This window comes from Bradyrhizobium zhengyangense, from assembly GCF_022012435.1.
In the GTDB taxonomy this organism is placed as follows: Bacteria; Pseudomonadota; Alphaproteobacteria; order Rhizobiales; family Xanthobacteraceae; genus Bradyrhizobium; species Bradyrhizobium zhengyangense.
Window position 1 is genome coordinate 362,679 of record NZ_JAKLUA010000003.1, and the last position, 26,495, is coordinate 389,173.

General features: G+C 63.5%; 25 protein-coding genes and 1 tRNA gene. 7 read left to right on the forward strand and 19 right to left on the reverse strand.

The genetic code is table 11. The features are described from left to right. Positions 1-6 precede the first annotated feature (6 nt). Positions 7-708: an SDR family NAD(P)-dependent oxidoreductase gene (locus L6637_RS13175; protein WP_237864022.1), complete on the reverse strand. Its 702-nt coding sequence runs from the start codon at positions 706-708 to the stop codon at positions 7-9. Positions 709-954: 246 nt separating this feature from the next. Between L6637_RS13175 and L6637_RS13180 the strand changes: the two genes are divergently transcribed. Continuing rightward, positions 955-2,739 (forward strand): acyl-CoA dehydrogenase family protein, encoded by a 1,785-nt coding sequence (locus L6637_RS13180; protein ID WP_237870887.1) that lies wholly within the window; start codon positions 955-957, stop codon positions 2,737-2,739. Positions 2,740-2,783: 44 nt separating this feature from the next. Then, complete coding sequence (locus tag L6637_RS13185) at positions 2,784-3,872, forward strand: Zn-dependent alcohol dehydrogenase (RefSeq protein WP_237870889.1); 1,089 nt, start codon at positions 2,784-2,786, stop codon at positions 3,870-3,872. Positions 3,873-3,949: 77 nt separating this feature from the next. On the opposite strand, the gene L6637_RS13190 is transcribed toward L6637_RS13185, so the two are convergent. The 5 genes from L6637_RS13190 to mbfA all read right to left on the reverse strand — a co-directional run bounded on the left by L6637_RS13190 (position 3,950) and on the right by mbfA (position 8,303). Beyond that, entirely contained in the window at positions 3,950-4,303 is a 354-nt protein-coding gene (locus tag L6637_RS13190) for a nuclear transport factor 2 family protein (protein ID WP_237870891.1), read from the reverse strand. 28 nt (positions 4,304-4,331) lie between these two features. After that, positions 4,332-5,804 carry an amidase gene (locus L6637_RS13195; RefSeq protein WP_237870893.1) on the reverse strand — a complete coding sequence of 491 codons (1,473 nt, stop codon included), beginning with the start codon at positions 5,802-5,804 and terminating at the stop codon, positions 4,332-4,334. Between the two features lie 92 nt (positions 5,805-5,896). Continuing rightward, on the reverse strand, positions 5,897-6,427 hold the full coding sequence (locus L6637_RS13200; protein WP_237864017.1) for a cytochrome b: 531 nt from the start codon (positions 6,425-6,427) through the stop codon (positions 5,897-5,899). Positions 6,428-6,455: 28 nt separating this feature from the next. Further along, positions 6,456-7,322 carry a hypothetical protein gene (locus L6637_RS13205; RefSeq protein WP_237870895.1) on the reverse strand — a complete coding sequence of 289 codons (867 nt, stop codon included), beginning with the start codon at positions 7,320-7,322 and terminating at the stop codon, positions 6,456-6,458. A gap of 9 nt (positions 7,323-7,331) precedes the next feature. Next, a complete protein-coding gene (gene mbfA / locus L6637_RS13210) occupies positions 7,332-8,303 on the reverse strand; it encodes an iron exporter MbfA (RefSeq protein ID WP_237864015.1) in 972 nt (323 codons plus the stop codon). Between the two features lie 184 nt (positions 8,304-8,487). Between mbfA and L6637_RS13215 the strand changes: the two genes are divergently transcribed. Continuing rightward, positions 8,488-9,210 carry a hypothetical protein gene (locus L6637_RS13215; protein WP_237870957.1) on the forward strand — a complete coding sequence of 241 codons (723 nt, stop codon included), beginning with the start codon at positions 8,488-8,490 and terminating at the stop codon, positions 9,208-9,210. 106 nt (positions 9,211-9,316) lie between these two features. Here L6637_RS13215 and L6637_RS13220 read toward each other — a convergent pair whose 3' ends face one another. The 7 genes from L6637_RS13220 to L6637_RS13250 all read right to left on the reverse strand — a co-directional run bounded on the left by L6637_RS13220 (position 9,317) and on the right by L6637_RS13250 (position 15,711). Beyond that, positions 9,317-9,682: a hypothetical protein gene (locus L6637_RS13220; RefSeq protein WP_237864014.1), complete on the reverse strand. Its 366-nt coding sequence runs from the start codon at positions 9,680-9,682 to the stop codon at positions 9,317-9,319. 110 nt (positions 9,683-9,792) lie between these two features. Further along, complete coding sequence (locus tag L6637_RS13225) at positions 9,793-10,950, reverse strand: alpha/beta hydrolase (RefSeq protein ID WP_276575735.1); 1,158 nt, start codon at positions 10,948-10,950, stop codon at positions 9,793-9,795. A gap of 87 nt (positions 10,951-11,037) precedes the next feature. After that, positions 11,038-11,907 (reverse strand): MBL fold metallo-hydrolase, encoded by an 870-nt coding sequence (locus L6637_RS13230; protein ID WP_237870897.1) that lies wholly within the window; start codon positions 11,905-11,907, stop codon positions 11,038-11,040. Positions 11,908-11,924: 17 nt separating this feature from the next. Then, positions 11,925-13,115, reverse strand: a complete 1,191-nt coding sequence (locus L6637_RS13235) for a serine hydrolase domain-containing protein (protein ID WP_237870899.1) — start codon at positions 13,113-13,115, stop codon at positions 11,925-11,927. A 23-nt stretch (positions 13,116-13,138) separates the two neighbouring features. Beyond that, entirely contained in the window at positions 13,139-13,750 is a 612-nt protein-coding gene (locus L6637_RS13240; RefSeq protein WP_194464747.1) for a glutathione S-transferase family protein, read from the reverse strand. Positions 13,751-13,890: 140 nt separating this feature from the next. After that, positions 13,891-14,733, reverse strand: coding sequence for a fumarylacetoacetate hydrolase family protein (locus L6637_RS13245; protein ID WP_237864012.1), 843 nt, complete (start codon positions 14,731-14,733; stop codon positions 13,891-13,893). 126 nt (positions 14,734-14,859) lie between these two features. Continuing rightward, positions 14,860-15,711: an MBL fold metallo-hydrolase gene (locus tag L6637_RS13250; RefSeq protein ID WP_237870901.1), complete on the reverse strand. Its 852-nt coding sequence runs from the start codon at positions 15,709-15,711 to the stop codon at positions 14,860-14,862. A gap of 126 nt (positions 15,712-15,837) precedes the next feature. On the opposite strand from L6637_RS13250, the gene L6637_RS13255 reads away from it, so the two are divergent. Continuing rightward, positions 15,838-16,269 (forward strand): DUF3775 domain-containing protein, encoded by a 432-nt coding sequence (locus tag L6637_RS13255; RefSeq protein WP_237864010.1) that lies wholly within the window; start codon positions 15,838-15,840, stop codon positions 16,267-16,269. Between the two features lie 3 nt (positions 16,270-16,272). Here the strand turns inward: L6637_RS13255 and L6637_RS13260 are convergent, their stop codons facing one another. From L6637_RS13260 to L6637_RS13280, 5 genes are all read right to left on the reverse strand, one after another. Then, entirely contained in the window at positions 16,273-17,262 is a 990-nt protein-coding gene (locus L6637_RS13260) for an NADPH:quinone reductase (RefSeq protein WP_237870903.1), read from the reverse strand. A 193-nt stretch (positions 17,263-17,455) separates the two neighbouring features. Further along, complete coding sequence (locus L6637_RS13265; RefSeq protein WP_237870905.1) at positions 17,456-18,238, reverse strand: SDR family oxidoreductase; 783 nt, start codon at positions 18,236-18,238, stop codon at positions 17,456-17,458. Between the two features lie 130 nt (positions 18,239-18,368). Next, entirely contained in the window at positions 18,369-18,881 is a 513-nt protein-coding gene (locus L6637_RS13270; RefSeq protein ID WP_237870907.1) for a CvpA family protein, read from the reverse strand. Positions 18,882-19,120: 239 nt separating this feature from the next. After that, positions 19,121-20,713, reverse strand: coding sequence for a GMC family oxidoreductase (locus tag L6637_RS13275; RefSeq protein ID WP_237870909.1), 1,593 nt, complete (start codon positions 20,711-20,713; stop codon positions 19,121-19,123). Positions 20,714-20,851: 138 nt separating this feature from the next. Continuing rightward, positions 20,852-22,297 (reverse strand): coniferyl aldehyde dehydrogenase, encoded by a 1,446-nt coding sequence (locus L6637_RS13280; protein WP_237870911.1) that lies wholly within the window; start codon positions 22,295-22,297, stop codon positions 20,852-20,854. 309 nt (positions 22,298-22,606) lie between these two features. On the opposite strand from L6637_RS13280, the gene L6637_RS13285 reads away from it, so the two are divergent. The 3 genes from L6637_RS13285 to L6637_RS13295 all read left to right on the forward strand — a co-directional run bounded on the left by L6637_RS13285 (position 22,607) and on the right by L6637_RS13295 (position 25,706). Beyond that, a tRNA-Met gene (locus L6637_RS13285) sits at positions 22,607-22,683 on the forward strand. A 176-nt stretch (positions 22,684-22,859) separates the two neighbouring features. Next, positions 22,860-23,741, forward strand: coding sequence for a PhzF family phenazine biosynthesis protein (locus tag L6637_RS13290; RefSeq protein ID WP_237864005.1), 882 nt, complete (start codon positions 22,860-22,862; stop codon positions 23,739-23,741). Positions 23,742-24,017: 276 nt separating this feature from the next. After that, on the forward strand, positions 24,018-25,706 hold the full coding sequence (locus tag L6637_RS13295; RefSeq protein WP_237864004.1) for a multicopper oxidase family protein: 1,689 nt from the start codon (positions 24,018-24,020) through the stop codon (positions 25,704-25,706). Between the two features lie 93 nt (positions 25,707-25,799). Here L6637_RS13295 and L6637_RS13300 read toward each other — a convergent pair whose 3' ends face one another. After that, the gene (locus L6637_RS13300) at positions 25,800-26,495 is read right to left on the reverse strand and encodes a DJ-1/PfpI family protein (protein WP_237864003.1); all 696 of its coding nucleotides are present in this window, start codon (positions 26,493-26,495) and stop codon (positions 25,800-25,802) included.

Here is a 26,495-nt window from a genome sequence, read left to right on the forward strand (position 1 = left end):
CCCAATTTAAAACTTCTCGACCCAAGGCCGCAGCTCCAGCTCCCAGCTCCAGGCGCTGCGCGGCTGCTGCAACACGTTCCAGTAACTCTCGGCGATCGCATCGGGATCCAGCATCGAATCCGGCTTGTCCGCCGCTTCCGTGCGCGTCGCACTCCGGATGCCGCCGTCGATCACGAAATGCGCGACATGAATGCCTTGCGGCGACAATTCGCGCGCCATGCTCTGCGCAAGGCCGCGCAGCGCGAACTTGCCCATCGCGAACGGAGCTGACTGCGCATAACCCTTGACGCTGGCCGAGGCGCCGGTGAACAGGATCGCACCGTGCTGGTTCGGCACCATGCGCTTTGCGGCCTGCTGCGCCACGAGGAAGCCGCCATAGGCGCTGACCGCGATTGCGTTCGCGACGTCGGCCGGGACGAGGTCGACGAACGACCCGCGTGCGCGGCCAGAGGCGTTGTAGACGACGAGGTCGGGCGTGCCGATCTCGCGCTCGATGAGGCCGAACAGGCGCTCGACCTCCTCAGGCTCGGTGGCGTTGCAGGCATAGGCCCTTGCGCCGGTCTGGCTGCAGAGCGCACCCAGCTTCTCGATCTTGCGGGCGGCCAGCGCAACGCGAATGCCTTGCGCCGACAGCAGCCGCGCCAGCGAGGCGCTCAGGCCTTCGCCGGCACCGACGATGAGGGCGATCTTGTATTTCGGATGTTCCATGATGTGGTCTCTGGCGTGATCTCTCGGGGACGGGACAGCGTTGATCTAGGCATGGCCATCGCAGACAACCAGCCGCGGCCCCGGGCTGGCCGATCACAATTCCGCAGAGCGAATTGCTCCTTCACGGCGATCATGCCTCCCTGACAATTTGCAGCTTTATCGGCTCTCGCGACGGGAGCATGATCGACATCATCTCAAGCGGCAAGCGATAAGAATTGCCACCGGGCGGAAGCGAAGAGGACGATCATGCACAAGCCGGTCACCGCGCAGCCAAAGCATGCCGCGGCCGAGCCGTCGGGCCTCCTGGCGCCGGATACGTCGGGCATGAATTTCTACCGCGCCGATCAGGCGTTGACGGATCTGTTGCGCATCCATCTGTCGCAGGCGCTGTTCCGTCACATCGAGCCGCATCTCGACCGCCTCGGCGAGCTCGCCGGTGGCCGTCTCGATGAATGCGCGCGGCTTGCCGACCGGCACACGCCGGTGCTGCATCAGCGCGACAAGTTCGGCCGCGATGTGCAGTGGATCGAATATCACCCGGCCTATCGCGAGCTGGAGAACGCCGCCTTCGGCGAGTTCGGCATCCACGCGCTGTCGATCCGCAAAGGCATCATGGGCTGGCCGGATAAATATCCGGTCGTTGCAAAACACGCTTTCACGTTTCTTTTCAACCAGACCGAATTCGGCATGGGCTGCCCGATCAACGTCACCGATGGCTGCGCCAAGCTGCTTTCGAATTTCGGCAGTGACGCGTTGAAGGCAAAGTATCTCGATGGCCTGACCTCGACGGACATGAGCAAGCTGACGCAGGGCGGCCAGTTCATGACCGAGAAGGAAGGCGGCTCCGACGTCGGCACGCTGACAACGCGCGCCGTGCAGGAGGGCGACCATTGGCGACTCCACGGCGAGAAATGGTTCTGCTCGAATGCCGATGCAAAAGTGGTGATGCTGCTGGCGCGCCCCGAGGGCGCCGGCCCCGGCACGCGCGGCGTCGGCCTGTTCCTGATGCCGCGCTTCCTCGACGACGGCTCGCAAAACCACTACCGGATCGTGCGCCTGAAGGACAAGCTCGGCACTCGCTCGATGGCATCAGGGGAGATCAAGCTCGAAGGCGCAATCGCTTATGCCGTCGGCAAGCTCGATCGCGGTTTTGTGCAGATGGCCGAGATGGTGAACTCGTCGCGGCTGTCCAATGGCGTCAAATCCACCGCGCTGATGCGCCGCGCCTATCATGATGCGATGACGGTCGCGAAGAACCGCGTCGTATTCGGCAGCCGCATCATCGACCTGCCGCTCGGCCGCCGGCAGATGCTGAAGATCATGCTGCCGGTCGAGCAGGCACTGTCGATGAGTTTTCTCACCGCCGACGCGCTCGACCGGGCCGAGGCCGGTAGCCAGGACGCGGCGGCGCTGTTGCGCATCCTGACACCGACCTTGAAATTTCGTGCCACGCGCGATGCACGAAAGGTGTGTGGCGATGCGCTCGAGATGCGCGGCGGCATCGGCTATGTCGAGGAATTCGCCACGCCCCGCCTGCTGCGGGATGCGCATCTCGGCTCGGTTTGGGAGGGCACCGGCAACATCGTCGCGATCGATGCGCTCCGGCGCGCCGTCGGCCGCCATGGCGCCGAATCCGCGCTTGCCGCCGATCTGCATGCGCGTCTCGATGACAGTGCCTCGGTGCCTCAGACCTGGCGCGACAATTTGCGCAGCCTCGTCGATCGCGCGGTCGGATATGCGCGCGAGGTCGCCAGCAAGTCCGAGAACGAGGCGGATGCGCGCCGGGCCACGAGCCTGCTCTATCATGTCGCCAGCGCCGTCGCGTTCGCTTGGGAAGCGCATCGCATCCACGACATGCGCGGCGATGCGCGCCGGCTGCTGCTGTCGCGGCTGGTGATCGACCACCGGGTGTCGCCGAGTGATCCGTTCCGGCTGACGGAAAATGCCACGCAGGCTAAGATCGGATCGCTGCTGCTCGGTGATCGCGATGCCGGCATGAGCGAGGTTGGCGAACTCGTTCTGGCGGCGTAGGCTGCGCTCCACGATCAAACAAGAAATGCGATAGGGAGTATTCGATGAAGGCCGCCGTCCTCTATGAAGTGAACAAGCCGCTGGTCATCGAGGATGTCAGCCTGCCCAAGCCCGGTCCGCGCGAGGTCCTGATCCGCACCGCGGTCGCTGGTCTCTGCCACTCCGACCTCCACTTCATGGAAGGCCTTTATCCGCATCCGCTCCCCGCGGTGCTCGGCCATGAGTCCGCCGGCATCGTCGAGCAGGTCGGCTCCGACGTCACTTATGTGAAGCCCGGCGATCACGTTGTCACCTGCTTGTCTGTGTTCTGCGGCACCTGCGATAACTGCACCACTGGCCGCACCGTGCTCTGCACCGACACCACGGTGAAGATGCTGCCGGGCGTCTCAGATCGGATGCAGTGGTCGAAGCCGGAGAAGCTGCACCAGTTCCTCAATCTGTCGTCCTTCGCCGAGCAGATGCTGGTGCACGAGAACGCCATCGTTAAAATCAGGAGGGAGATGCCGCTCGATCTCGCCGCGCTGATCGGCTGCGGCGTCATCACCGGCTACGGCGCGGTGGTGAATACGGCGAAGGTCACGGCCGGCGAGACCGTGGCAGTGATCGGCTGCGGCGGCGTCGGCATGGCCGCGATCAACGGCGCGCAGATCGCCGGTGCCGGCCGCATCATCGCCATTGACACCAATCCTGCCAAGCTTCAGCTCGCAACCAAGCTGGGCGCGACCGACATCATCAACCCCGCCGACGGCGACGTGGTGAAGCAGGTGCGCGATCTCACCAATGGCGGCGTGCATCATTCCTTCGAGGTGCTCGGCCGCAAGGAGACCGCCGAGCAGGCCTTCGCCATGCTCGCCTCGGGCGGCACCGCCACCATTGTCGGCATGATCCCGTTCGGCCAGAAGATCGAGCTGCACGGTTTTGACTTCCTGCGCGAGCGCCGCATCCAGGGCTCGTCGATGGGCTCCAACCATTTCCGCGTCGACATGCCGCGGCTGGTGGATTTCTACCTGCGCGGCCGGCTGCACCTGGAAGACTGGATCTCGGCCAAGCTGAAACTGAGCGAGATCAACGAGGGTTTTGCCAGCATGAAAGCCGGCAAGACGCTACGCAGCGTGATCGTGTTTGATAGCTAGGTGCTGCTGCTCAAAGGGGCCGCCTCAACACAGCTGTCATCGCCCGGCTTGACTGCAGAGTGTGAGGGCGGCCCACCTCACCGCGACACGTGCGCCGACACCGCCAGCCACGTCCCGTTCTTCTTCGCCCAGCAATCGGTATATCGCCCGGTCGACTGCTGGCTATCGGCCGTGGTGTAGCTCGTCGCCGCGTGGATGATGGCGAAGTCGCCCATGATGCGGATGATGACGTCAAACGCGTGCAAGTTCCGGATCGCGATCGGCCGTGCGGTCTGCTCCAGGAAGGCGGCGCGGTCGACCAGCGTCTTATCAGGGTTGGAGCAGTAAAACTCCGGCGCCAGGATCTCGTCGAAGCGATTGACGTCACAGTTCTGCACGGAAGCGACATAGTCGCGGTTGAGTGCGGTGAGCTGTTCGAGGTCCTGGCTCATGGTGCTTCCTCTCCCTGGGATGAGGCCTTCAATCATCAAACATCTTCGGCGGCACGAACCCGCCGAACTCACGCTCGATCAACTCAGCCAGCTTGAGCGGTGTGCGGTCCTCCAGCCACGGGCCGACGATCTGCACGCCGACCGGAAGTCCATCCGGCGCAAAACCCGTCGGGATCGCGGTCGCGGGCAGGCCGGGGAGCGTGGCGATGCCGGGCCAGGCGAGCTGGTCGGTATAGACGTGCTCCTTGCCGTCGATCCTGATCCGGCGCTGCTCCTGGTCCTCCGAGTGATCGTGGGGATAGGCCGGTATCGGCATGATAGGACAGATCACGGCATCGAAGGATTTGAACAGCTCGTGCCATTCCGCGCGCAGCCGTGTCCGGCCGCCGCGCGCTATCAGCCAGTCGCGATGGCTGAGCGCGATACCGCGCAGGCGTTCAGCCTGCAGGCTGTCGGCGCTGGCAGGCAGTGTGGCCGCCGCTGCAACTGCGCCTGCGTAGAATTCGGGAGAGAAGCTGGCGGCGAGGAACGACAACAGCATTCGCATATAGAGGCGCGAGGACGCCGCGAAATCCGGCAGTAGCGGACTATTGCGCTCGATCTTGACACCGGCCTTGGCAAGATTGTCGGCGAGCGTATTGATGCTCCCGCGCACGGCGGCGTCGGTCGGCAGCACCGGATCGGTATCGACCACGAGGACGCGGAAATCTTTCAGCGAGCTGTGACGTGCCGCAGGCAGCTCGAGCCTGTAGGCCTTGCCGTTGTCGAGCGGGTCGGGCCCGGCCATGACGTCGAGCAGCAGGGACAGATCGCCGGCGCTCCGCGCCATCGGGCCAACCACGGCGAGATCACGCTCATAGGCGAGTGGCGGAGCTGGCGGCGGCGTATGGCCGCGCGAGGGCAACAGATCGAAGGTCGGCTTGTGTGCGTAGACGCCGCAGTGAAAGGCCGGCACGCGCAGCGAGCCGCCGATATCCGAGCCGAGTGAAAGCGGGCCGTAACCGGCCGCGAGCGCCGCCGACGAACCGCCGGAGGAGCCACCCGGCGTGCGGCCGAGATCGTAGGGATTGTTGGTGGTGCCGTAGATGTCGTTGTAGCTCTGCCAGTCGGCAAGCGCGAGCGGCACGTTGGTCTTGCCGAGCACGACAGTGCCGGCGTCCTTCACCCGCGTCACCGGCAGCGAATCTTCCTTGGCGATGAAGTCCTTTTGCGCAGGATTGCCCCAGGTCGTGGGCAGGCCGGCGATGTTGTAGGATTCTTTCACCGTCATCGGCAGGCCGAGCAGCGGTCTGCGCTCGCCACGGGCCAGCGCTGCGTCGGCTGCGCGTGCCGCATCGAGCGCACGGTCGAAATCGCGGACGCAGATCGCGTTGACCTTGCCGTCGTGGCGTTCGATGCGACCGATCGCATCCTGCGTGAGCTCGACCGACGAGACCTTCTTTGCCGTCAACGCGGCCGACAGCTCGAGCGCGCTCTTGAAACTCCATTCTGATTTCGCCACGACATGCTCCTGCGCTTCATTGGTTGCGATGATGCGCAGTTTTAGCTGATGCCGCAACCGCCGTTTGATCGCGGTTGACCTGCCTGGAACATCTATCCGGGCAGCATTCGCCGCATGACACTGTCGCGATAGATGAAAATGTGCGCCAGCGCCGCGGCGATATGAACGCCGATGGTGACGAGAAGCGCCCATTCCATCGCCTGGTGCAGGCCGTCGATGGTGCGGCCGGCGGCGGCGTTGTCGGACGCGAGCATCGGCAGTGGCACGAGATAGAAGTACGAGACGGACCAGCCCCGGAAAGAGGCAAACACCCAGCCGGAGAACGTCGTCGCAAGCACGAGAGCGTAGAGCAGCCAGTGCACGACCTCGGAACTCAGGCGCTGCCAGGCGGGAAGAGAGCTCTCGGGCGCGACGGGATGAGCGAGCCGCCAGACAAGGCGGAGAGCCGTCAGCGCCAGGATCGTGATCCCGATCGAGATGTGAAACGTCATTCCGGCGCCCGGGCTCATGCCGCGATGGAGGTCCGGCATCAGCCAGCCGATCGGATATTGCACGGCGAGTAGCACGACGATGCACCAATGGAAAACCTTGGCCGGTGTACCGTATTGCAGCTGGGGCATCATGGAGGTCCTGAGGTTGATGCGGCGCCGGTCAGGGCTGGAAGCTTCGCGTCGCGGCATGGATGAACGGATTGACCGGCCCGCTGCTCATGCGTGTGTCGGCATCAGATTTCTGCCCCGGCACCGGAAAAGCGTAGCCGATGATGGTCTTGACCACGAGGCGGTCGGACGCCGGCGTCAACCCGTAGCCGACGCCGAAGTTCACATCGAACACACCGGCCTTGAAGTCGGTGACGGCAAAAAGCGTATGTTGCTGGTCGGAGAGCTTGTCGAAGTTCCCGATCTGGCCGAGATCGCTGTAATACTCGAAGCCTGCGAACAGGTCGTCGCCGAACTTCCGCGCAATGCGCGCGGCCGGCGTGAAGTGCTGCTCCGCAAATTTGCCGAAATGGACGTCGACGATCGGATTGACGATGAACTCGTAGTCGCTGTTCCGCACCCCGATGATGGGGCGAATCTCCATCGAGAAACGGGATGGGGAGAAAGGCGGCGTCTCGTTGCTGAATTCGAAGTTCACGCCGTAGAAGAAATTGCGTTGTTCGGCGTGCGGCGAGACGAACAGCGTTCTCAGCTTGAAGGCGTCCGAATAGAAGCGCTCGTCCTGAATGGAGAACGGCAGATAGAGGCCGACCTCCCACCAATCGGTCACGCCGTAAGCGAATTCCGGCGTGCCGTTGAGGCTGTGGTTGGAGGCGAGCCCGCCGGGAAACGGGGGGCTCTTCTGTCCAAGCGCGATATAGTTGAGGTGTTGCTGGATCGTGAACTGGCCGACATCGGCGATGCCGGCGTTGTAGACCTGGATCTCGTCGGTAGCGTGCGCGTCGTCGTTCGACACAAGCAGGATCAACGCGCCGGCGAGGGTCGCGGTCGCGACGAGATGTGAACGGCGTCGCTTCATCACCGTCGCCTAAGCCGCCCCGATCAATATTCCCACCGCCAGCACGATCGCGCCGCCCAGCACGATCTGGAACACGGCCTGCAGGAATGGCGTGTCCATGTAGCGTGCGCGGATGAACGCAATCGCCCACAATTCGAAGAACACGACGATGCCGGCGATACCAGTCGCGATCCAGAATGCGTTGGCCCAGTGGTCGGGTACGAGATAGGGCGCGGTGTGGCCGAGCCCGCCGAGCGTCGTCATCGCGCCGCAGGTAATGCCGCGCAGCCAAGGCGATCCGCGCCCCGTGAGCGAGCCGTCGTCGGACAGCGCTTCGGCAAAGCCCATGCTGATGCCGGCGCCGATCGAGGCGGCAAGGCCGACCAGGAACGTCTGCCAGTTCTGGTGGGTGGCGAAGGCCGCGGCGAACAACGGCGCCAGTGTCGAGACCGAGCCATCCATCAGGCCGGCGAGGCCCGGCTGCACATATTGCAGCACGAACATGCGGCGGTTGGTGCGGTCTTCTTCCGCGCGCACGTCGGTGCTCAGGATCTGGTCTGTCAGTTTCGCGGCAGTGTTTTCATGGCCTTTCTCGGCTTCGGCGAGATCGCCGAGCAGGCGGCGCACGCCGACATCCTGGGCCTGTTCGGCGGCCTTCACGTAAAAGCGCTCGGCCTGCATTTCCATGGTCTCGACCTCCTTGCGGATGGTGTCGAGTGGCAGATTCTTGACGAGCCAGACCGGGCGGCGCTTCAGGAATCCCTTGACGTCCTCGCGGCGGATCGGCGGCAGGTGCGGGCCGAAGCGTTGCTCATACATTTCCAGCAGCATGTGGCGATGGCTGCGCTCCTCCTCCGCCATCTGTTCGAAGAGCTTGGCCGAATCCGGATAGCGCTCCTTGAGGTCCTCGGCGAAGGTCATGTAGATGCGGCTGTCCTCCTCTTCGGAGGAAATCGCGACCGCCAGCACTTCACGCTCGGTCAAATCGGCAAAATTCTTCACTGACTGCGCCTGATGTAGTTTAGAAACATTCTAAACTGATATAGGCTGCAATTCGTTCATGGTCAATTCACGCGAGCCGCGCGAAGGCTTGCATCACAAGGGCCGTCACATCGGCGCTTTTGTGTACGGAACCGGGTCTCGACGTACAGGTTCGAATCTTTGGATGTGGGTGGACGGGTGAATGATGGACAAGGTCAAATTTCGTCTGAACGATCCGCGGCTGGCGCCGCGCCGCACCAAGCTCGAAATCCCCGGATGGGCCGGCAAGCGCGAACCACGCGCTGACGGTTCGCGTGAGCAGGTCTGGCACTGCGTGCCCTTTTCCGAGGGCGCGCAATACGGCATCGAGCTGTTCTATCCCTATGATTTCGAGCTTCACGTCACGACCAGGGAGGGTCGCTTGGTGCTCGAGGCCGATTGGGGTGAGCCGCCCGAAAGCGGCGCGGAATGGCCGCCGTTTCGCAAGTTCGGTGACGCCTTCTACACCTATCAGATCCTGCTCGATCTCAAGGTCGCAAAAGGCATGGCTGTTCGCACCGAGCCGCATCCGCGATTCTATACCGATCCGACTGACACCGTGCCGATTGCCGTCCCTGCGCTGATCCGCAATTGGTGGCCCATGATGTTCTTTTGCGTCTTCAAGGCGCCGGCCGAGGGCCGAACCCACATCTTCAGGCCCAACGAGCCGTTCGCGCAAATCATCGTCATTCCCGAGGAAGCGAATTTCGAGCTCGAGCCCATGGGCGAGGAAGAAGCGGCCGAGCGCGAGCTGCAGGCTCGCCGGATCTACACCAATCGCCCCAAACTGGCGGCAGGCACCGAGTGGACGTCGTCATCCGATACGGTGTTCGATGGCACTTATCGTCACCTGCATCGCGCGGCCAAGGAGAAGGCTCGGAACGGATAGCCGTTCCTGATCTTGCCGCGGACCTGCCAAGCTTTCCCAATTTCCCGTCACCAAAAGCAAACAGGACCCGCAGGTCCTGTTCGTCCACTCCCAGGCAGCTGCGACCTCAGTAGTCGCGGCGATAGAAGCTGTGATGATGGTGGTGATGGTGATGGTGGTGATAGTACCGCCGATATCGCGGGACTACCACGACCGGCGCGTCATAGTCGTAGTAGCGACGACGATAGAAGCTGTGGTGATGATGGTGGTGGTGGTGGTGATAAAATTGAGCCACCTGGACATTTTCGCTGGCTTTTGGCGGGGCCGCTTCATCGATCGCTTGCAGCAGGGCGCCGGCGTTTGCGATCGGCTCCAACAGGTCGGCGTATGAGTTCGCCTGCAGGACATCCGTCGGTGCCGGCGCGGCCTGGGCGGTACCGAGCCCTCCGAGCGCGGCCACCGCTCCCAATAGTCCGGCAATCTTCTTGTCCAATGTCGTTCTCCATGGTCGCCGGACCCAGCTCCGGTATCTCGCAACGTCAGACATTGCCGAATGTTCCCTGAACCGCCGATTAACGACTTGTGGCGGGAGGGTGACGTTGCTCAGTTTGCGGAGACTGTGGCGACGCGGCGAAGAAATTGCAGCAGCAATCGGCTCACCTCCGCGGGCTGCTCCTGCTGCACCCAATGGCCGGCGCCGTCGACGAGGTGGCAGCCGAGCAACTTCGTGCACCCACTCGTTTGCATCGCTTCGAACACGCCGGGGCGCTGATACGTGCCCCAATCCTGCTTGCCCGAGATGAAGCAGGAGGGCACGTCGATGCTGCGGCCCGCAAACAGCTGCATCTCGTTGTTGAGCATTCCCGACGTGCCGTAGCGGTACCACTGCAGGCCGCCCTGGAATCCGGTGCGGCCATATTCGGCGCTGTAGAAAGCGAGATCGCTATCCGGCAGCCATTGGTTGGCGGCGATCGCGGCGCGCGACGGCATCTCCTTCGCGACCGTCTCGGGCATGGTCTCGCCGAGGTCCATCACGTAATAGGTCGGCAGCTTTGCGAGCTCGCTCGCCGACCATGACTTGAGCGGATACGGCTTGTTGTCGGTCCAGTCCGCGCTCTTGTGATGATAATAGGCGCGCAGGAAACCGTGCACGCCTTGTGGCGCATGCAGCATGTCGGCATTGGCCGGACGCGTCGCGTAATACCATTGATAGTGGATGCGCGGGCGCGGCAGAGCGGCGAGCTCGCGATGCACGGGGTCTTCGACCGGAGGCATCGCCGGTGCATCGGCTGTGCCCAACGGCAGCGGCGGCGCTCCGCCGAAGGGCGCACTCATCAACGTCACCGAGCGAAACACGTCGGGTCGTATCAATGCGCACCATGCCGCAACAGGGCTGCCGAAATCATGTCCGGCGAGATCGACCTGCCTGTACCCGAACGCCGACACGAGTGCGAGCGCGTCGCGCACGAGGTTCAGAAACGAGAATGGCGTGAGATCGTCGTCATAATCCGCACTCCATCCGGCGGTGCGGCCATAGCCGCGCTGGTCAGGCGCGATGACGTGATAGCCCGCTGCCGCCAGCGTCGGCATCACCTTGCGCCAGGAGAAGGCGAGTTCGGGAAAGCCGTGCAGCAGCAGGATGCAGGGCCGGCCTTTGGTCTCGAAGCCGGCCTCGAGCACATGCATGCGCAGGCCGTTGATGCCGTCGACGTATCGCGAGCGGATGCCGGCGGGGAGGGGGATGTCGGGAAGTGCACTCATTGCCTTCTCCACGCGGGTGGAATCGTAGATTCGTAGGGTGGGCACGGCGCGGTGCGCCTTTGCCCACCCTACGGCATCTCGGCTAAATCACACCGCCGTACACACGAACGCATTGCCCTTGCGCTTGATCTTCCCCACCGATGGGGAGGGGAAATGCGCGGTGCAACACAGCGTGTCGGTGTCGCAATAGCGCTCGAGGAAGCTGCGGCGCGTCGTGGCCGCCTTGGCCGGATCGACATCGAACTTGATCGACAGCTCCGGATAAAGCGTTTGCAGCGGCGAGTGCATGAGATCGCCTGAAAATACCGCGTCGTCTTTGCCGCGTCCCATTGCGATGGCGACGTGGCCGGGCGTATGGCCCGGCGTCGGCACGATGCGGACATGATCGCCGATCTGGTGGTCGTTGCTGATCAGCTCGTGCCTGGAGGCCTCGACCACGGGCAGCACGCTGTCGGCGAAGGGCGGGATCTCGGTCTTGGCATTCTCCGCGAACCAGTGATCGTATTCCTGCTTGGCGAAGAGGTAGCGCGCCCTGGGGAAGGTCGGTACCCAGCGGCCATTCTCCAGCCGCGTATTCCAGCCGACGTGGTCGACATGCAGATGCGTGCACATCACGAAGTCGATGTCATCGACCGAGACGCCTGCGGCATTGAGTGCGCGCATGTACGTGTCGTCGGTCTTCATGTTCCATTTCGGGCGATTGGGTCGCGGCTTGTCGTTGCCGATGCAGCTGTCGATCAAGATGGTGTGGTGCGGCGTCTTCACCACATAGGACTGGAAGCACAGCATCAGCACGTCTTGATCGTCCAGCGCCTTGGCCTGCCGCATCCACGCCCGGTTCTCGGCCAGCACCTCAGGCGTCAGGCCCGGCAACATCTCCAGGGCCGGGACGAACGACGTCTCCTGCTCGATGATACGCTGGATGGTGAGGTCGCCGATCGTATATTTCAGGCTCATGCTCGCTTCCCTCGTGATCAGTGCCATTCGCGCACGGATGGAATGACGATATTGGTGAGGATGTCGATCGCAGCCAGGCCTTCTTTGGGCTGGCCGTATTGCGCCGTCGTCGTCATCATGACGAGATCAAGCTCGGGCACGATGAAGATGCGTTGTCCGCCCCAGCCGAAGGCGGCAACCCATTTGATCTCCTTGACGCCGGCCAGCGAGCGGCCCATCCACCATTGATAGCCGTAGAAGAACGTGCCGCCGAAATAGCCGACCGCCTGGAAGCGCGGCGTGATCGATTGCGCGATCCAGTCGGCCGAGACGATTTGCCGGCCGTTCCACTGACCGCGATTGAGCACGAGCTGGCCGATCTTGGCCGCATCGCGCGGTCGCAAGCGCAGGCCTGCAGCCGCCGCGATCTTGCCGTTCTTGTAGGGCTTCCACTCGACGTCGGTGATGCCGAGCGGCTGGAACAGCACTTCGCGTGCAAATGCCTCCAGCGATTGTTTCGAGACGCGCTCGATGATGTTGCCGAGCAGCTCAGTGCCGCCGCCGTTATAGGTCCATAGTACATCAGGCGGCGCGGCGATCGGCTTTGCGAGCACGTAGCCGATCGGATCGGCTTCAGAGACGAGATGCGGCTCGTCGTTTTTCGGATCGGTCCAGTCCCGCGCCTCGTCCCATTGGATGCCTGATGACATCGTCAGCAGATGCCGCAGCGTGACGGCGTCCCATCCCGGCTGCTTCACCGCTGCGGCGTCGGGGAAGAATTTTAGTACGGACTCATCGACGCCTGCGATAAGTTTGCGGTCGATTGCTATTCCGATGAGCAGCGAGGTCACGCTCTTGGTTGCCGAGCGCATGTCGTGCTTCGTCGTTGCGGTGAATTCGTACTGGCCGTGGGGCTGTCCCCAAGGCTCGTCGTAGCCGGGAAAATATTGCTCGAAGACGAGCCTGCCATGCCTGACGACCACGACCGAATGGAGCGCGGTTGCCCTCAGCGCAAGCCGCGCGGCGATGGTGCAAAGCTTTGCGGCGTCCATGCCGACGTTGTCGGGCGAGGCGATCTCCCAGCCATCGTCGATCGCTGCAGGCGATCCGCAGGCCCGGTCGGTTTGTCCATGCGGTATGCCCTCGGCCCGCAAATCGATGGCCGAGACGGACAGCGCGAGCACGAGGCTCGCACCGAGCATTGTAAGGCGGGAGAATCGATCGCGCATCGTCATTCTCCCGGAATGACCCGCTACGCCGCCGGCGGGACCGAGATCTTCACCGAGGGACGCTCCAGCATCTTCTGGTGGAAGGCGTCGAGCTTCGGATAGGCCTTGCGCCAGCCGCAATCAGCGAAGCGGAAATCGGCATAGCCGAGCACGCAAACAAGGCCGATCTGCGAGATGTCGAACGGGCCGTTCAGTACCTCAGGCATGTTCTCGAAGCGCGCCATGCCGGTCCAGGCCCGGTTCCAATGGTCGTCCGACCACGCCTGCCATTGCAGGCCCTGCGGCCGCACCATCTTCTCGTAGCGGCACAGCAGCATGGAATCGAGCATGCCGTTGATCAGCGAGTGGTTGGTCTTGGCCTTCCAGCGCCGCGGACCGTAATCCGGGATCAGGCTGCCGCCGGCCATCTCGTTGAGATATTCGACGATGACGTAGGAATCCAAAATCACGTCGCCATCATCAGTGATCAGCACCGGCAGCTTCTTCAGCGGTGTGATCTTCGAATAGTCCTCATTGACCGTGCCCGGCGCGACGGTCGCCGGCGTGAACTCGATCTTGTCGATCAGCCCGAGCTCGATCGCGGCGATGCGCACCTTGCGGGCAAAGGGCGAGGCGGCGGAGAAGGAGAGTTTCATGGTGAATGTCCTACGGGTTAGCCGGCAGTTGGTTTTGGTCATTGCGAGGAGCGAAGCGACGAAGCAATCCAGGCTGCCTCCGTAGGACCATCTCTGGATTGCTTCGCTTCGCTCGCAATGACGGGGAGAGGGCGGAGGCCTTACGCCGCCACGATCTCCTGGCGCTGCTCGCCGAGGCCTTCGATGCCGAGCGTGATGACGTCGCCGACATTGAGGAAGGTCGGCGGCTTCATGCCGAGGCCGACGCCGGGCGGGGTGCCCGTGGTGATGATGTCGCCCGGCAGCAGCGTCATGAACTGCGAGACATAGGAGACGCACTTGGCCATCGAGAAGATCATGGTCTTGGTCGAGCCGGTCTGGCGGCGCTGGCCGTTGACGTCGAGCCACATCGACAGGTTCTGCACGTCCTTGATCTCGTCCTTGGTGGCGAGCCAGGGGCCGACCGGGCCGAACGTGTCGTGCGACTTGCCCTTGGTCCACTGACCCAGGCGCTCGGTCTGGAAGTTGCGCTCGGAGACGTCGTTGCAGACGCAATAGCCGGCGACGTAGTTCAGCGCGTCGGCTTCCGAGACGTACTTGGCGCGGGTGCCGATGATGGCGGCGATCTCGACCTCCCAGTCGAGCTTGGTCGAGCCGCGCGGCTTCTCGACGTTGTCGTTCGGGCCTGACAGCGAGGTGTTGGCCTTCATGAAGATGATCGGCTCGGTCGGGATCGCGGCGCCGGTCTCCTTGGCGTGGTCGCTGTAATTGAGGCCGATCGCGACGAATTTCGAGATGCCGGTGACCGGCGCGCCGAAGCGTGGCTTGCCGGACACCGCGGGCAGCGAGGCCGGGTCGATCGCAGCGAGCTTCTTCAGAGATTCCGGCGAGTAGGCCTCGCCGGTGAGGTCCTTCAGATGCGCCGACAGGTCGCGCAATTGGCCGGATTTGTCGATCAGGCCGGGCTTCTCCGCACCCTTTTCGCCGTAACGAACAAGCTTCATTCTGGTTTCTCCCTTGGGATGGACTGATCGGTTAAATAGCTTCATGGAACAGGGCGGCGGGAAATTCAACCGCCGAAAAGGGGTGCATTGCAGCCCTTCATTCGCGGGGTGGCCGCCCCACGACCGCTAGGATTGCAGCGCCTCAAACCTGAACGCATCGCCCTCCCGCCGGATATGCCCGGCCGAGAAATGGCCGCCAATCACCAGCGTCGGGGTATCGGCAAAGCGCGAGAACACCTTGTGCCGGCTTGCCGCGGATTGGGCGATGTCGGTATCGACGACAGAGCACCAGTCGAGATGGGCCATCTGGCAGGGATGATGGGCGACGTCGCCGCTAAGCAGCGCCTGCTCGCCGCCGGATTCGATCAGGACGCTCATATGCCCGGGGCTGTGGCCTGGGGTCGGGATCACGCTGATCTCCTCGCAGAGCCGGTGGTCGCTCGGGATCGTTTCGACCTTGCCCGCATCGACGACCGGCTTCACGGAATCGTTGAACACCGCGACCTTGTCCGGCTCGGCCGTGTAGTCACGCCAATAGTCGTATTCGGTCCTGCCGAACAAATAGCGCGCATTGGGGAAGGTTGGCACCCATTTGCCATCGACCAGCTTCGTATTCCAGCCGACGTGATCGACATGCAGATGCGTGCACAACACGGTGTCGATGCTCTCAGGGGGAAAGCCCGCGGCTGTCATCATTTCCAGAAACGGCGTGTCGCGGTTATTCCAGACCGGGACGCCGCGGCCCTGCTTGTCGTTGCCGAGGCCTGTATCGACCACGATCCGGCGCGTCGGCGTCTCCACCACCAGCGAATGGATCGACATTTTCAGCCGGCCTTCCTCGGTGGCGAAATGCGGGATCAGCCAGGGCAGCTTCCGGATCTCATCATTGGTCGCGGCCGGCAGGATGAAGCGGGTCGAGCCGACCGTCTCCATTTCGACGACCTTGGTGATTTTGACCTGGCCGACCTTCCACTGCATCGGGCGTGCCCCTATTTTCTTTGTTTGGCGTCAAAAGATGCACACTTTCCGCCGCCAAGCGCAATGGATCATCTGTCGCGATGTTGCGTTATGTGAGGAACCCGTCGAGAGCCAAAGGGGGAGCCCATGCCAGAGCTTGCGATTTCCGCCGACAAGGTCGCTTTCATCATCGAGAAGGCGCGCGAATTCGACGTCAAGGAATCCGGGTCCGATCCGGATTCGGGCTCCAATCCGTCCGATGACGACGAGATCGACGTGCTCGAGGACAACAATTCCGATCCGGTCGCAGCCGAGCTCGCCGGCTTCATCCGCGCGCTGAACGAGGACGAGCAGCTCGACCTGGTCACGCTGATGTGGCTCGGCCGTGGTGACGGCGATGTCGACGAGTGGGACGATCTGCGCGCCCGCGCGGTCGAGGCGCGCAGCGAGTACAAGTCGCCGCGGCGCAAGACGGTGCAATATCTGCTGGGCGAACCGATGCTCGGCGATCTCCTCGCCGACGGCATGGACGAGCTCGGCATCGACTGGTCCGACGAGCGGACCACGCCGGTGGGGTAACTCCTATTTGGCGCAGTCGACGATGACGGTGCCGAGCTTGTCGCCCTTCTCGACGGCGAGATGGGCCTGCGCCGTATCCGACAGCGCGAATTGCGCCGCGATCGTGTGAAGCCGCGGCACCACCGCCAGCCATTTCGAGATGTCGGCCTGCGCCGCGGCGAGCAGCGCCGGCGGCAGGGCGAACAGCACCAGCGCGCGCAGATTGATGCACTTCTCCATCAGTTCGCGCATCGGCACCACAGGCGCGCGATTGCCGTTGGTGGCGTAGACAGCAATGGTCGAATTCAGCGCCATCAGCTTCAGCGTCGTCGCGATATTGCCGCCGAAATCGACATCGACGACATGATCGACACCGCGTCCGCCAGTAAACGCCATCGCTTTCGCAACGACGTCCTCGTCTTTGTAATTGACCACGAGATCAGCGCCCGCGCGCCGCGCCTGCTCGCCCTTCATCGCCGAGCTGACGGTCGTAATCACCTGCGCGCCGCCCCATTTTGCCAATTGCACCGCATAGTGCCCGACCGCGCCGGCGCCGCCGGTGACGAGAACCGTCTTGCCGACAACAGGCCCGTCCGCAAACAACGAGCACCACGCCGTCATTGCGGGGATGCCGAGCGTGGCGCCTTCCGCAAAGGAAAGATGGTCCGGCAACGGCGTCACCAGCTGCTCGGCGAGCGCGATATATTCGGCCGCAGTGCCGAAAGCGCGGCCATTGCGCTGGCCGTTGAACAGCCAGACACGGTCGCCGCGCTTGAACCGCGTCACGCCGTCGCCGACCTGATCGATCAAACCCGCGCCATCACTGTTCGGGATGACGCGCGGATATTCCATCGCGCGATAAGAGCCGCTGCGCCGGCCGACATCGGCCGGATTGACGCCGGAAGCTTCCAGGCGAATGCGGACTTCGCCTGGACCCGCGACCGGCGTCGCCATCTCTCCATAGGTGAGAACGTCGACGGCCGGCCCTGTTTGCTCGTACCAGACCGCTCTCATCCGGATTGCTTTCCGAGTTGAAGTTTTGGGCCAGCAGGCGCGGCATCAAAAATCCACCTCTCCCTTGGGAGAGGTCGGCGCGCAGCGCCGGGTGAGGGGTTACGCTCTCGCGTGTCGCAGCACCCCCTCACCCGATTTGCTGACGCAAATCGACCTCTCCCCGCTGGGGAGAGGTGAAGAGCCACCATCGCCCTCACAGTGTGCCCGGGAAGGCACCGCCGTCGAGCAAAATGTTCTGCCCGGTGATGAAGCCGGCCTTGGCGCCGCAGAGGAAGGCGCAGGCATAGCCGAACTCGTCCGGCTGGCCGAAGCGGCCGGCGGGATTGAGCTTGGCGCGCTCGGCCAGGATCGCTTCCGGCGTCGTGCCGCGCTTGTCGGCCTCGGCCTTGGCCGTGCCGGTCAGGCGGTCGGTCTCGAACGGGCCCGGCAACAGGCCGTTGATCGTGACGTTGTTGATCACGGTCTTGCGCGACAGGCCGGCGATGAAGCCGGTGAGGCCGGCGCGCGCGCCGTTGGAGAGGCCGAGAATGTCGATCGGCGCCTTCACCGCGGCCGAGGTGATGTTGACGATGCGGCCGAATTTGCGCGCCATCATGCCGTCGACGGTCGCCTTGATTAGCTCGATTGGCGTGAGCATGTTGGCGTCGATCGCCTTGATCCAGTCGTCGCGGGTCCAGTTGCGGAAATCGCCGGGTGGCGGGCCGCCGGCGTTGTTGATGAGGATATCAGGCTCGGGGCAGGCCTTGAGCACGGCTTCGCGCCCGGCAGGCGTCGTGATGTCGCCGACGATCTCGGTGACCTTCACGGAAGGATAGGCTTTCCGGATTTCGTCGGCCGTCTTCTTCAGCGCCTCGGCGCCGCGCGCGGTCAGCGTGACGTCGACGCCGGCTTCGGCCAGCGAGAAGGCGCAAGCGCGCCCCAGGCCCTTGCTGGATGCGCAGACGATGGCGCGGCGACCCTTGATCCCAAGATCCACTGTTTCACTCCCGAAAATAGCAGGCAGGTTTTTGAACGGGCGGCACTCTAGCCAACATCGGTGCCGCTGATAAGGGACGTGCCCGCGTCAAAATGCATGCGGGTTCGCGCTGCGATGCAAATGCGCCTGATCAGATGCGCCGCTCTTGCTTGAGACGGTCGATCGCCTCGGCGGCCTCCGGCGGCAGCGACTTGAAGCCCATCTGCCCGGCCCGCGAGAACAACGGCCGCAGATGCGAGCCGGCGAGGAAGGGCGGCTGGTGGTTGGCCGGCACGATCTGGTCGAACACCAGCACAAGCGTGGTGGCAACGAGCCCGACCCTGATGGCGCCAAGCGCGGCGCCGCCGAGGCGGTCGCCGATCCCGGCGTCACGGATCGTGTCGCTCAGCGCGAGCCGGCCGATATAGCCGAACAGCATGCCGACGACGATGAAGATGCCGAAGAACCAGATCCAGTTCTGAACCAGCGGCGCGTTCGGATTGCCCGCGACCTGCGGCACGATCAGCGGCATCAGCGCCACCGCAATGGGAGCTGCGAGGAGATAGGCGAGGATGGTCATGGCGCTGCCGAGCAGGCCGGTCCTGAAGCCGAAGCCGATGGCAATTGCGAACGCCGCATAGACCGCGAGATCGAAACTGTTCATGAGCGAAACCCTGCCAATGGAACGAATGAACGTCGCACCGATCGTTCCGGTTTCAGATCGCTAAAATCGTCTGTATTTTTTGTGGCTCCGTGGCTGAAATACTGCACCCACTCCATGACTATTCAACGTCAGTAAAGAAAATATCCGCTCAGGCGCGAGCTCTCGTGGAGTTGAACACCGCCGTCATCCCGGATCTGCGCTTCGCTTGTCCGGGACGACAGCGGAGTTTGCGGGGAGCTCTACCGCACCTCCGCCCGGATCATATCCGCGGCCTTCTCGCCGATCATGATGACAGGCGCATTGGTGTTGCCGCCGATCAGCGTCGGCATGATCGAGGCATCGACGATGCGCAAACCGTCCACGCCATGCACCTTCAGCTTCGGATCGACCACGGCCATCGCGTCCGTGCCCATCTTGCAGGTGCCGACAGGGTGATAGACGGTGTCGACGCGATTGCGCAGAACGTTGCGGATGTCGTCGTCCGTGCGCACATCTGACGTGAACATATCCTTCTTCTGCAACGCGCGCAGCGCAGGCGTCTCCATCAGCCGCCGTGTGGTCTTGAAGCCCGCGACCATCGACTCGAGATCCTCCGCCTCGCCCAGAAAATTCGGATCGATCATTGGTGCAGCGAGTGGGTCGGCGCTTCTGAGCCACACGCTGCCGCGGCTCTTCGGCCTGAGCAGGCAGACGTGGCATGAGAAGCCAGCCTCCTTGTGCTTCTTGCGGCCGTGATCGTCGAGCATCGCGATGACGAAGTGGAGCTGGATGTCAGGCACGTCGAGATCGGGGCGCGTCTTCAGGAAGCCGCCGCACTCGGCGAAATTGGTGGTCATCAGGCCGCGTCTCTCCCGGCGGTATTGCTGGATGCCGCGAAGCAGGGATGGCAACCGGCCAAGCGAGGCGTGAACGAAGTGCGGATAGTCGGAGGCATAGACGAACACGAAATCCGGATGGTCCTGCAGATTTCGCCCGACGCCCGGCAGGTGATGCGTGACGCCGATGCCGTGCTTGCCCAGCGCCTCGCCGTCGCCGATGCCCGACAGCATCAGCAATTGCGGCGACTGGAACGCGCCGGAGGCGAGGATGACCTCGCGGCGTGCGCGCAGCTGCGTCTCTTGCTTACCCTGTACATATTCGACGCCGACCGCGCGCCCACCTTCGAACAGGATTTTGGTGGCATGCGCGCCCGTCTCGACGCGCAGATTGGTGCGCTTGTCCAGATGGGGATTCACATAGGCCCGCGCCGCGCTCCAGCGCTCGCCCTTGTGCTGCGTCACCTGATAGCTGCCGAGGCCTTCGTGATCCTCTGCGTTGAAGTCCTCGCGGATGCGGAACTGCGCCTCGCGCGCGGCCTGATGGAAGATCTCATGGATCGGATTGTCCGAGCGCAGCCTGTTGACATGCAGCGGGCCGCCCTTGCCATGATATTCGCCGTCGAAATCGCTGTTGTTTTCCGAGCGCTTGAAATAGGGCAGCACGTCTGCATACGACCAGCCGACATTGCCGAGCGAGGCCCAGTGGTCGTAGTCCCATTTGTGGCCGCGGATATAGACCATGGCATTGATCGCCGAGGAGCCGCCAAGGCCCTTGCCGCGCGGTTGATAGCCGATGCGGCCGTTCAAGCCCTTCTGGGGCACGGTATCGAAGGCCCAGTTGGCCGCGCTGTATGGCAATGCGAGCCCGAACGGCGTGGTGATGCGCCATGTGTCGTTGCGCCCGCCGGCATCGAGCAGCGCTACAGATGTCGCCGCATCCTCCGACAGCCGCCCCGCCGCCGCGCATCCGCCCGAGCCCGCGCCCACGACGATGAAATCGAATGTGTCAGTCACTTGTGTTTCCCCCTGCATTTTCTTCTCGTCATTCCGGGGCGCGACGAAGTCGCGAACCCGGAAGCCATTGCGCCACCCGTGACGCGGTTGGATGGATTTCGGGCTCGCCTCTTCGAGGCGCCCCGGAATGACCGCGAGCTACGACATGAACCGCATCATCTTCTCCAGCCGCGCGATCTTGCCGCCATAGGGCGGATAGAGATCGGCGAGGCGGTTGAACTTGGAGCGATAGAACACCGGCTTCAGCTTGCTGAATGTGCGAAAACCCCACTCGCCGTGATAGGCGCCGGTGCCGGATGCGCCGACGCCGCCCATCGGCTGGTTAGTCTGCGCGAAGTGAAACAGGCAATCGTTGATGGTGACGCCGCCCGAGACAGTGCGCGCCAGCACCTGGTCTCGCGCCTCGCCGTCCTTGCCGAACCAGTACAGCGCGAGCGGCCGGTCGCGGCGGTTGATGAAGGTGATGGCGTCGGCCGGCTCGTGCGTGCCCAGCACAGGCAGCACGGGTCCAAAGATCTCCTCCCGCATCACCGCCATGTCTTCAGTCGCGCCAAGGATCAGCGTCGGCGGAAATTTGCGGTGCGCCTTCCAGTTGGGATCATCGGCCCTAGCGGGTTGCAGGATCTTTGCGCCGCGCTGGGCCGCCTCCGCGACCAGCCCTTCGAGCCGTGCATAGTGGCGGTCGGAAATGATCGAGGTGTAGTCCTTGTTGGCGGGGTCGGTGCCGAACATGCGCCGCATCGCGGCGCGCACCTTCTCGGCGAACGCCTGCAACGTGGACTCGGGCACCAGCACATAGTCGGGCGCGATGCAGGTCTGACCGGCATTGAGCAGCTTGCCATAGGCGATGCGCTCGGCCGCTTCGTCGAGATCGGCTGACGCATCGATGATCGCGGGCGACTTGCCGCCGAGCTCGAGCGTGACAGGCGTGAGATTGCGCCCCGCGGCTTCCGCGACCAGCCGCCCGACCCGGGTCGAGCCGGTAAAGACGAGATGATCGAACGGAAGGTGAGCAAAGCCCTTCGCGACGTCGTCCTCGACACCGGTGACGAGCAACTCGGTGGCGTCGAACCTCTCCGCGACCATCTCCTTCAATAGCGCGGAGAAGTGCGGCACCAGATCGCTCGGCTTGATGATGATTCGGTTGCCGGCCGCGATCGCGCCGATCGCGGGGGCTAGCGTAAGCTGCAGTGGATAATTCCAGGGCGCGATGATGCCGACGACGCCGAGCGGCTGCGGCATCAGCCGGTTGCGCGCGGGCAGGAATTGCAGCGCGGTTGCCACGCGCTGCGGCGCCATCCAGCCCTTCAGATGTTTTGTGGCGTGCCGGATCTCAGAGAACACCAGCATCGCCTCGGCGATGGTGGTCTCGACCGCCGAGCGATGGCCGAAATCGGCGGAGATGGCCTGCCGGAAGCGCTCCTCATGATCAGCCACCACGGCGCGCAACCGCGCCAGCCGATCGAGCCGCTCGGCGCAATCAGCCGGCGGCTCCGCCCGCGAGCGTGCAAACATGGCCTCGAAACTGACCGTCAGCGCGACCAGCGCGGCGCTCGCCTGGGGGCGGTCCACAATGTTATCCATGGCGCTCCTCCCTATCTGGCGCTTCGCGGCTGTTTTGTTGCCGCAAGCTGGCGGTTTGTGGAACTTCTGGCAAGTGTGCGGCAAATCGGCCGGAATTCGCACCCGTCAGCTGTCATAAAGTCGAAAAAAACGTCCCCACAGCCCTTTCCAAAGACAGTCCGGGTTGGTACATACCCCCCGCACCCAACGGGCTTTGCCCCGGGGTTGCCTTCCAGGGAAGCCTTCGGGACGGGAGAAGCAAGCCACGCGAGCAGCGTTGGCCCTCAATCCACCGTCCCCGGCATTTTCAGAAGGCGCGCAACGGTTTAACGCGGGGTGGAGCAGCCCGGTAGCTCGTCAGGCTCATAACCTGAAGGTCATAGGTTCAAATCCTATCCCCGCAACCAAATTCGGAATGACCGGTTCCGATACGAAAATGGCCCGCTTGATGCGGGCCATTTTTGTTTTGGAGCTTGCGCAGCGGCCCTAATCGAGCAAATCGGCTTTCTGATGTAGCAGCGATAGCCATACCATCGCTGTCGTCTCCGCCGTCGTGCCTTCTGTCCACGAACCGAGTTATCCGATGACCGACGTCGAGCTTGTCAACGTCTTCACCCACTTGGGGCAGGGCGGCAATCCATGTCCTGTTGTCGTCGATGCATCGAAGCTTTCCGCTGCGGAGATGCAGTCGGTGGCTCAGCAATTTGGGCATGAGTCGGGCTTCGTTCTGCCGTCACCGAGACTCGACGCTGACTACGTCTTCCGGTTCTGGGTTCCTCGGCACGAGATGGAGATGTGCGGTCATGCGACGATCGGCGCGCTCTGGGCTCTCGCGATCAAAGGTCGCTTGCCCGCTGAACAGGTCCGCATCGAGACGCGCAGCGGAACGGTGACGGGCTACGTCGATCATGCTGATTCAGCTGACCCGTCCGTCGAAATCAGCCAGCCTGTTGGCAAGGTCGTCGATCTCTCGCGTGCCGATGAGGAAGATGTCCTGTCGACGCTCAAGCTGTCGCGCCGCGATCTGCTCGACCTGCCCATTCAGAACGCCGTCACCTCGCGCGTGAAGACGCTGATCCCGGTCAAGGGTGTCCGCGAACTCAACGCAATGGTGCCGAACCCGTCGGCGATCGAGGCGTGCTGCGAGCGGATCGGATCGACCGGCCTCTACCCCTACGCCATCGATCACCAGGGCGAACGACGTTTCGAAGCGCGGCAATTTCCGAAATCGTCGGGTTACCCGGAAGATGCCGCCACCGGCATCGCCGCTGCGGCGCTGTCGTTCGGACTGCTCAAGAACGAACTGGTCGAACCCAGCAGCGCGCGGATCACCATCATGCAGGGCCGCGCGATGGGAGCGTTGTCCGAGATCCGGGTGCGCCTCGGCTTCGCCGGCGAGAGGCCTGTTGGTTGCCTGCTGGGAGGCTCTGTCACGCGCGCGGAGCCGCGTGTCCTGCAGCTTTAGCAGGTTCGACGCAGAGACGGTACTCGACCTGCAGCTTCGGCGCGGCATCGACGCGTTCGCACAACACGCGAAGCGCATGCCGTCGCTTGCGCGCCGTTCGGCCCCGCGTTTGCAAGTTGGATTGACGATCGTCTTGGCAGTGTAGCAAAACTCCTTTAGATTGTACATCGATACTGCACACGTTGAAGTGATTTTCGCCCTCGTGCTGCGCCGGATCACGGCTGTGACGGCGTGCAGGAGCCATCATCTCGCAATCCGTCAGATCGGGAGTGAGCCATGTCGCATCACCGGACGATTCAGACCCTAGCTCTCGCCGTGGTCATCACCGCGGCCGGTGCCGGCGCAGCAAAGGCCGAGCGCGCCGGTTGCGAGTACAAGGACATCGACGTTGCACGTTATGGCGAAAAGCCATTCCACAATCCGCCCGAGATCACTTCCGCGAACGGTGTGCTGAAGGCCGGGCTCGACGTCGAGTACACCGACCCGACCAAGGTCAGCATCGGTGGATGCGGCGTTACGCTGCGGACTTATGGCGGGCAACTCGCGGGGCCGACGCTGCGTGCCAAGCCGGGCGACGTACTCAACATCCTGTTGTCGAACAAGCTCCCGGTGGAAACGCCCGACCAGGTCAATCAGCAATTCGAGCAGGAGCGGTCGAACGCGCATCTGAGCGTGGTGCCCGCCTCGTTCAACACCACGAACCTGCACACCCATGGCCTGCATGTCTCGCCGGTCGGCAACAGCGACAACGTTTTGCTCGCGCTGTTGCCGCAGACGCAGTTCCCGTACGAGATCCGGGTGCCCGCGAACCATCCGCCCGGCTCGTTCTGGTATCACGCCCACACCCATGGCTCGACGTCGATCCAGGTCGGCAGCGGCATGGCCGGCGCGCTCATCCTGGATGACGATCGGGCGAAAATTCCGCTCGCGTTGCGCGAAGCCAACAAGGGCGAGAAGGTCATGCTGTTCCAGACCATCCTCTACAACACCAATGGCGAGCTGAACCAGATCTCCGCGCTGTTTCCCGATCCCCCCGCGCCCTGTCCGACGCCCAACCCCGGCACATGGACCTGCAGCAAGCGGCAGATCACCATCAACGGCCAGATTCGTCCTGTCATCACGATGCGGCCCGGCGAGGTGCAGCGCTGGCGCATGATCGACACCGGCTTCCGCGCCTCGCTCGCGATCCGGCTGGAAGGTCATCCGTTGCATGAGATCGCGCTCGATGGTCTCTATCTCGGCCGCGTCGATACCTGGCCCGCGGGGCAGACGATCGAGCTCCAGCCCGGCTACCGCAGCGACGTTCTGGTGCAGGCCAGCAAGACACCAGGCCGCTACCAGCTGATCAACGGGGCGCTGACCGCCGCGCAGTCGTTGCGCGCCGTGGCCCAGCCCGAGGAGGTGTTGGCGATCGTCGACGTGCAGGGCGATCCCGTCGATATGGCGCTGCCGACCAGCGCCGAGATGGCCCCGCTCGCGCCGTTCCCGAACCTCGACCTGAAGGCGAAGGCGGTCGGCGTGCAGCAGGTCGTGTTCAAGCTCGGCCAGGATGTCCCTGGTAGTCGCAACTACTTCCAGATCAATTACGAGGCCTTCGATCCCAACCACAGCCGCAAGGTGGTGCTGAACACCGTCGACCAATGGTCGCTCTCGACCGTCGGCGATCCCGCCGCGAACAACGGCATTCCGGCGTTGCCCCACGTCTTCCACATCCACGTCAATCCGTTCCAGTTCGAACGGCAGGGACCGTCGGGCCCGGAGACGGTGTGGAAGGATACCGTGCTGATCCCGCCAGGGAAGCAGATCAACGTCTACACCCAGTACACCGACTATATCGGCGCGTTCGTCCTGCACTGTCACATCCTGGATCACGAAGATCTCGGCATGATGGAGGTCGTCGAAGTCGTCAGCCCGGAAGGCACCTCGCCGCTGCGGGCGATGGCCGGCGGCGGACATCACCACTGACGCGACTTGACTGCCGCATACGGGCGCGGACTACGTTCGCGCCCGTTTGCGTGGAGGCGATTCATCAGGTGCGAGGCGCCGTCGCGCCCGGACTTACGTGGACGCCTGCTGCGGATAGAAGATCGGCGTCTGCGGATCGCGGTGCCAGTCATATTCCGCGGCCATGGCGGCATTCTCGGCGACGGCGCGGCCGGCGAGCCGCGAGACCAGATAGAAGCCCATGTCGGTGCCGGCCGACACGCCGGCGCTGGTGACATATTTTCCGGCGTCGACCCAGCGTGACACGCTGTCCCACAGCACCTTGGGACCAAACTGCGCCACCCAGCTGAAGGCGAAATGGTTGGTTGCGGCCGGCTTTCCATCGAGCAGCCCGGCGCGCGCCAACACCGCGGCGCCGGTGCAGACCGACGTCATGATGGGGACGCGGGCATCCATCTGATGGACCCATGCCAGCAACGCCTTGACCTCTTTCGGATGCTTCTTTTCGTCCAGCAGCGGCCGCGTTCCTTCGCCGCCCGGGATCATCAGGAGATCGAGCCGCTCCTCGAGCGCGCGCGCGAAATCCCAGTCGGGCGCGACCGAAGGTCCGTTGCTGCTTTTGACGTTCTTGCCGTCGCGGCTGATCAGCTTGATCTCGAAGGGATAGGCGGGCGGCGCCTCATAGGATGTGCCGAGGAAGCGCGAAATCGAGAACGCCTCGACGAATCCCCAGACGTCGATCGGCTCGAATCCATTGAACACGACGATCCCGATCCGCTGGGTGCGGGGGAAGACCTTGTTGCCTGCCAT

What these genes read in the sequence shown, in the direction of transcription:
- L6637_RS13175 (WP_237864022.1), bottom strand. Translation starts at nt 708, where the DNA reads ATGGAACATCCGAAATACAAGATCGCCCTCATCGTCGGTGCCGGCGAA.
- L6637_RS13180 (WP_237870887.1), top strand. Translation starts at nt 955, where the DNA reads ATGCACAAGCCGGTCACCGCGCAGCCAAAGCATGCCGCGGCCGAGCCG.
- L6637_RS13185 (WP_237870889.1), top strand. Translation starts at nt 2,784, where the DNA reads ATGAAGGCCGCCGTCCTCTATGAAGTGAACAAGCCGCTGGTCATCGAG.
- L6637_RS13190 (WP_237870891.1), bottom strand. Translation starts at nt 4,303, where the DNA reads ATGAGCCAGGACCTCGAACAGCTCACCGCACTCAACCGCGACTATGTC.
- L6637_RS13200 (WP_237864017.1), bottom strand. Translation starts at nt 6,427, where the DNA reads ATGATGCCCCAGCTGCAATACGGTACACCGGCCAAGGTTTTCCATTGG.
- L6637_RS13205 (WP_237870895.1), bottom strand. Translation starts at nt 7,322, where the DNA reads ATGAAGCGACGCCGTTCACATCTCGTCGCGACCGCGACCCTCGCCGGC.
- L6637_RS13215 (WP_237870957.1), top strand. Translation starts at nt 8,488, where the DNA reads ATGGACAAGGTCAAATTTCGTCTGAACGATCCGCGGCTGGCGCCGCGC.
- L6637_RS13225 (WP_276575735.1), bottom strand. Translation starts at nt 10,950, where the DNA reads ATGAGTGCACTTCCCGACATCCCCCTCCCCGCCGGCATCCGCTCGCGA.
- L6637_RS13230 (WP_237870897.1), bottom strand. Translation starts at nt 11,907, where the DNA reads ATGAGCCTGAAATATACGATCGGCGACCTCACCATCCAGCGTATCATC.
- L6637_RS13235 (WP_237870899.1), bottom strand. Translation starts at nt 13,115, where the DNA reads ATGCGCGATCGATTCTCCCGCCTTACAATGCTCGGTGCGAGCCTCGTG.
- L6637_RS13240 (WP_194464747.1), bottom strand. Translation starts at nt 13,750, where the DNA reads ATGAAACTCTCCTTCTCCGCCGCCTCGCCCTTTGCCCGCAAGGTGCGC.
- L6637_RS13245 (WP_237864012.1), bottom strand. Translation starts at nt 14,733, where the DNA reads ATGAAGCTTGTTCGTTACGGCGAAAAGGGTGCGGAGAAGCCCGGCCTG.
- L6637_RS13250 (WP_237870901.1), bottom strand. Translation starts at nt 15,711, where the DNA reads ATGCAGTGGAAGGTCGGCCAGGTCAAAATCACCAAGGTCGTCGAAATG.
- L6637_RS13255 (WP_237864010.1), top strand. Translation starts at nt 15,838, where the DNA reads ATGCCAGAGCTTGCGATTTCCGCCGACAAGGTCGCTTTCATCATCGAG.
- L6637_RS13260 (WP_237870903.1), bottom strand. Translation starts at nt 17,262, where the DNA reads ATGAGAGCGGTCTGGTACGAGCAAACAGGGCCGGCCGTCGACGTTCTC.
- L6637_RS13270 (WP_237870907.1), bottom strand. Translation starts at nt 18,881, where the DNA reads ATGAACAGTTTCGATCTCGCGGTCTATGCGGCGTTCGCAATTGCCATC.
- L6637_RS13280 (WP_237870911.1), bottom strand. Translation starts at nt 22,297, where the DNA reads ATGGATAACATTGTGGACCGCCCCCAGGCGAGCGCCGCGCTGGTCGCG.
- L6637_RS13290 (WP_237864005.1), top strand. Translation starts at nt 22,860, where the DNA reads ATGACCGACGTCGAGCTTGTCAACGTCTTCACCCACTTGGGGCAGGGC.
- L6637_RS13295 (WP_237864004.1), top strand. Translation starts at nt 24,018, where the DNA reads ATGTCGCATCACCGGACGATTCAGACCCTAGCTCTCGCCGTGGTCATC.
- L6637_RS13300 (WP_237864003.1), bottom strand. Translation starts at nt 26,495, where the DNA reads ATGGCAGGCAACAAGGTCTTCCCCCGCACCCAGCGGATCGGGATCGTC.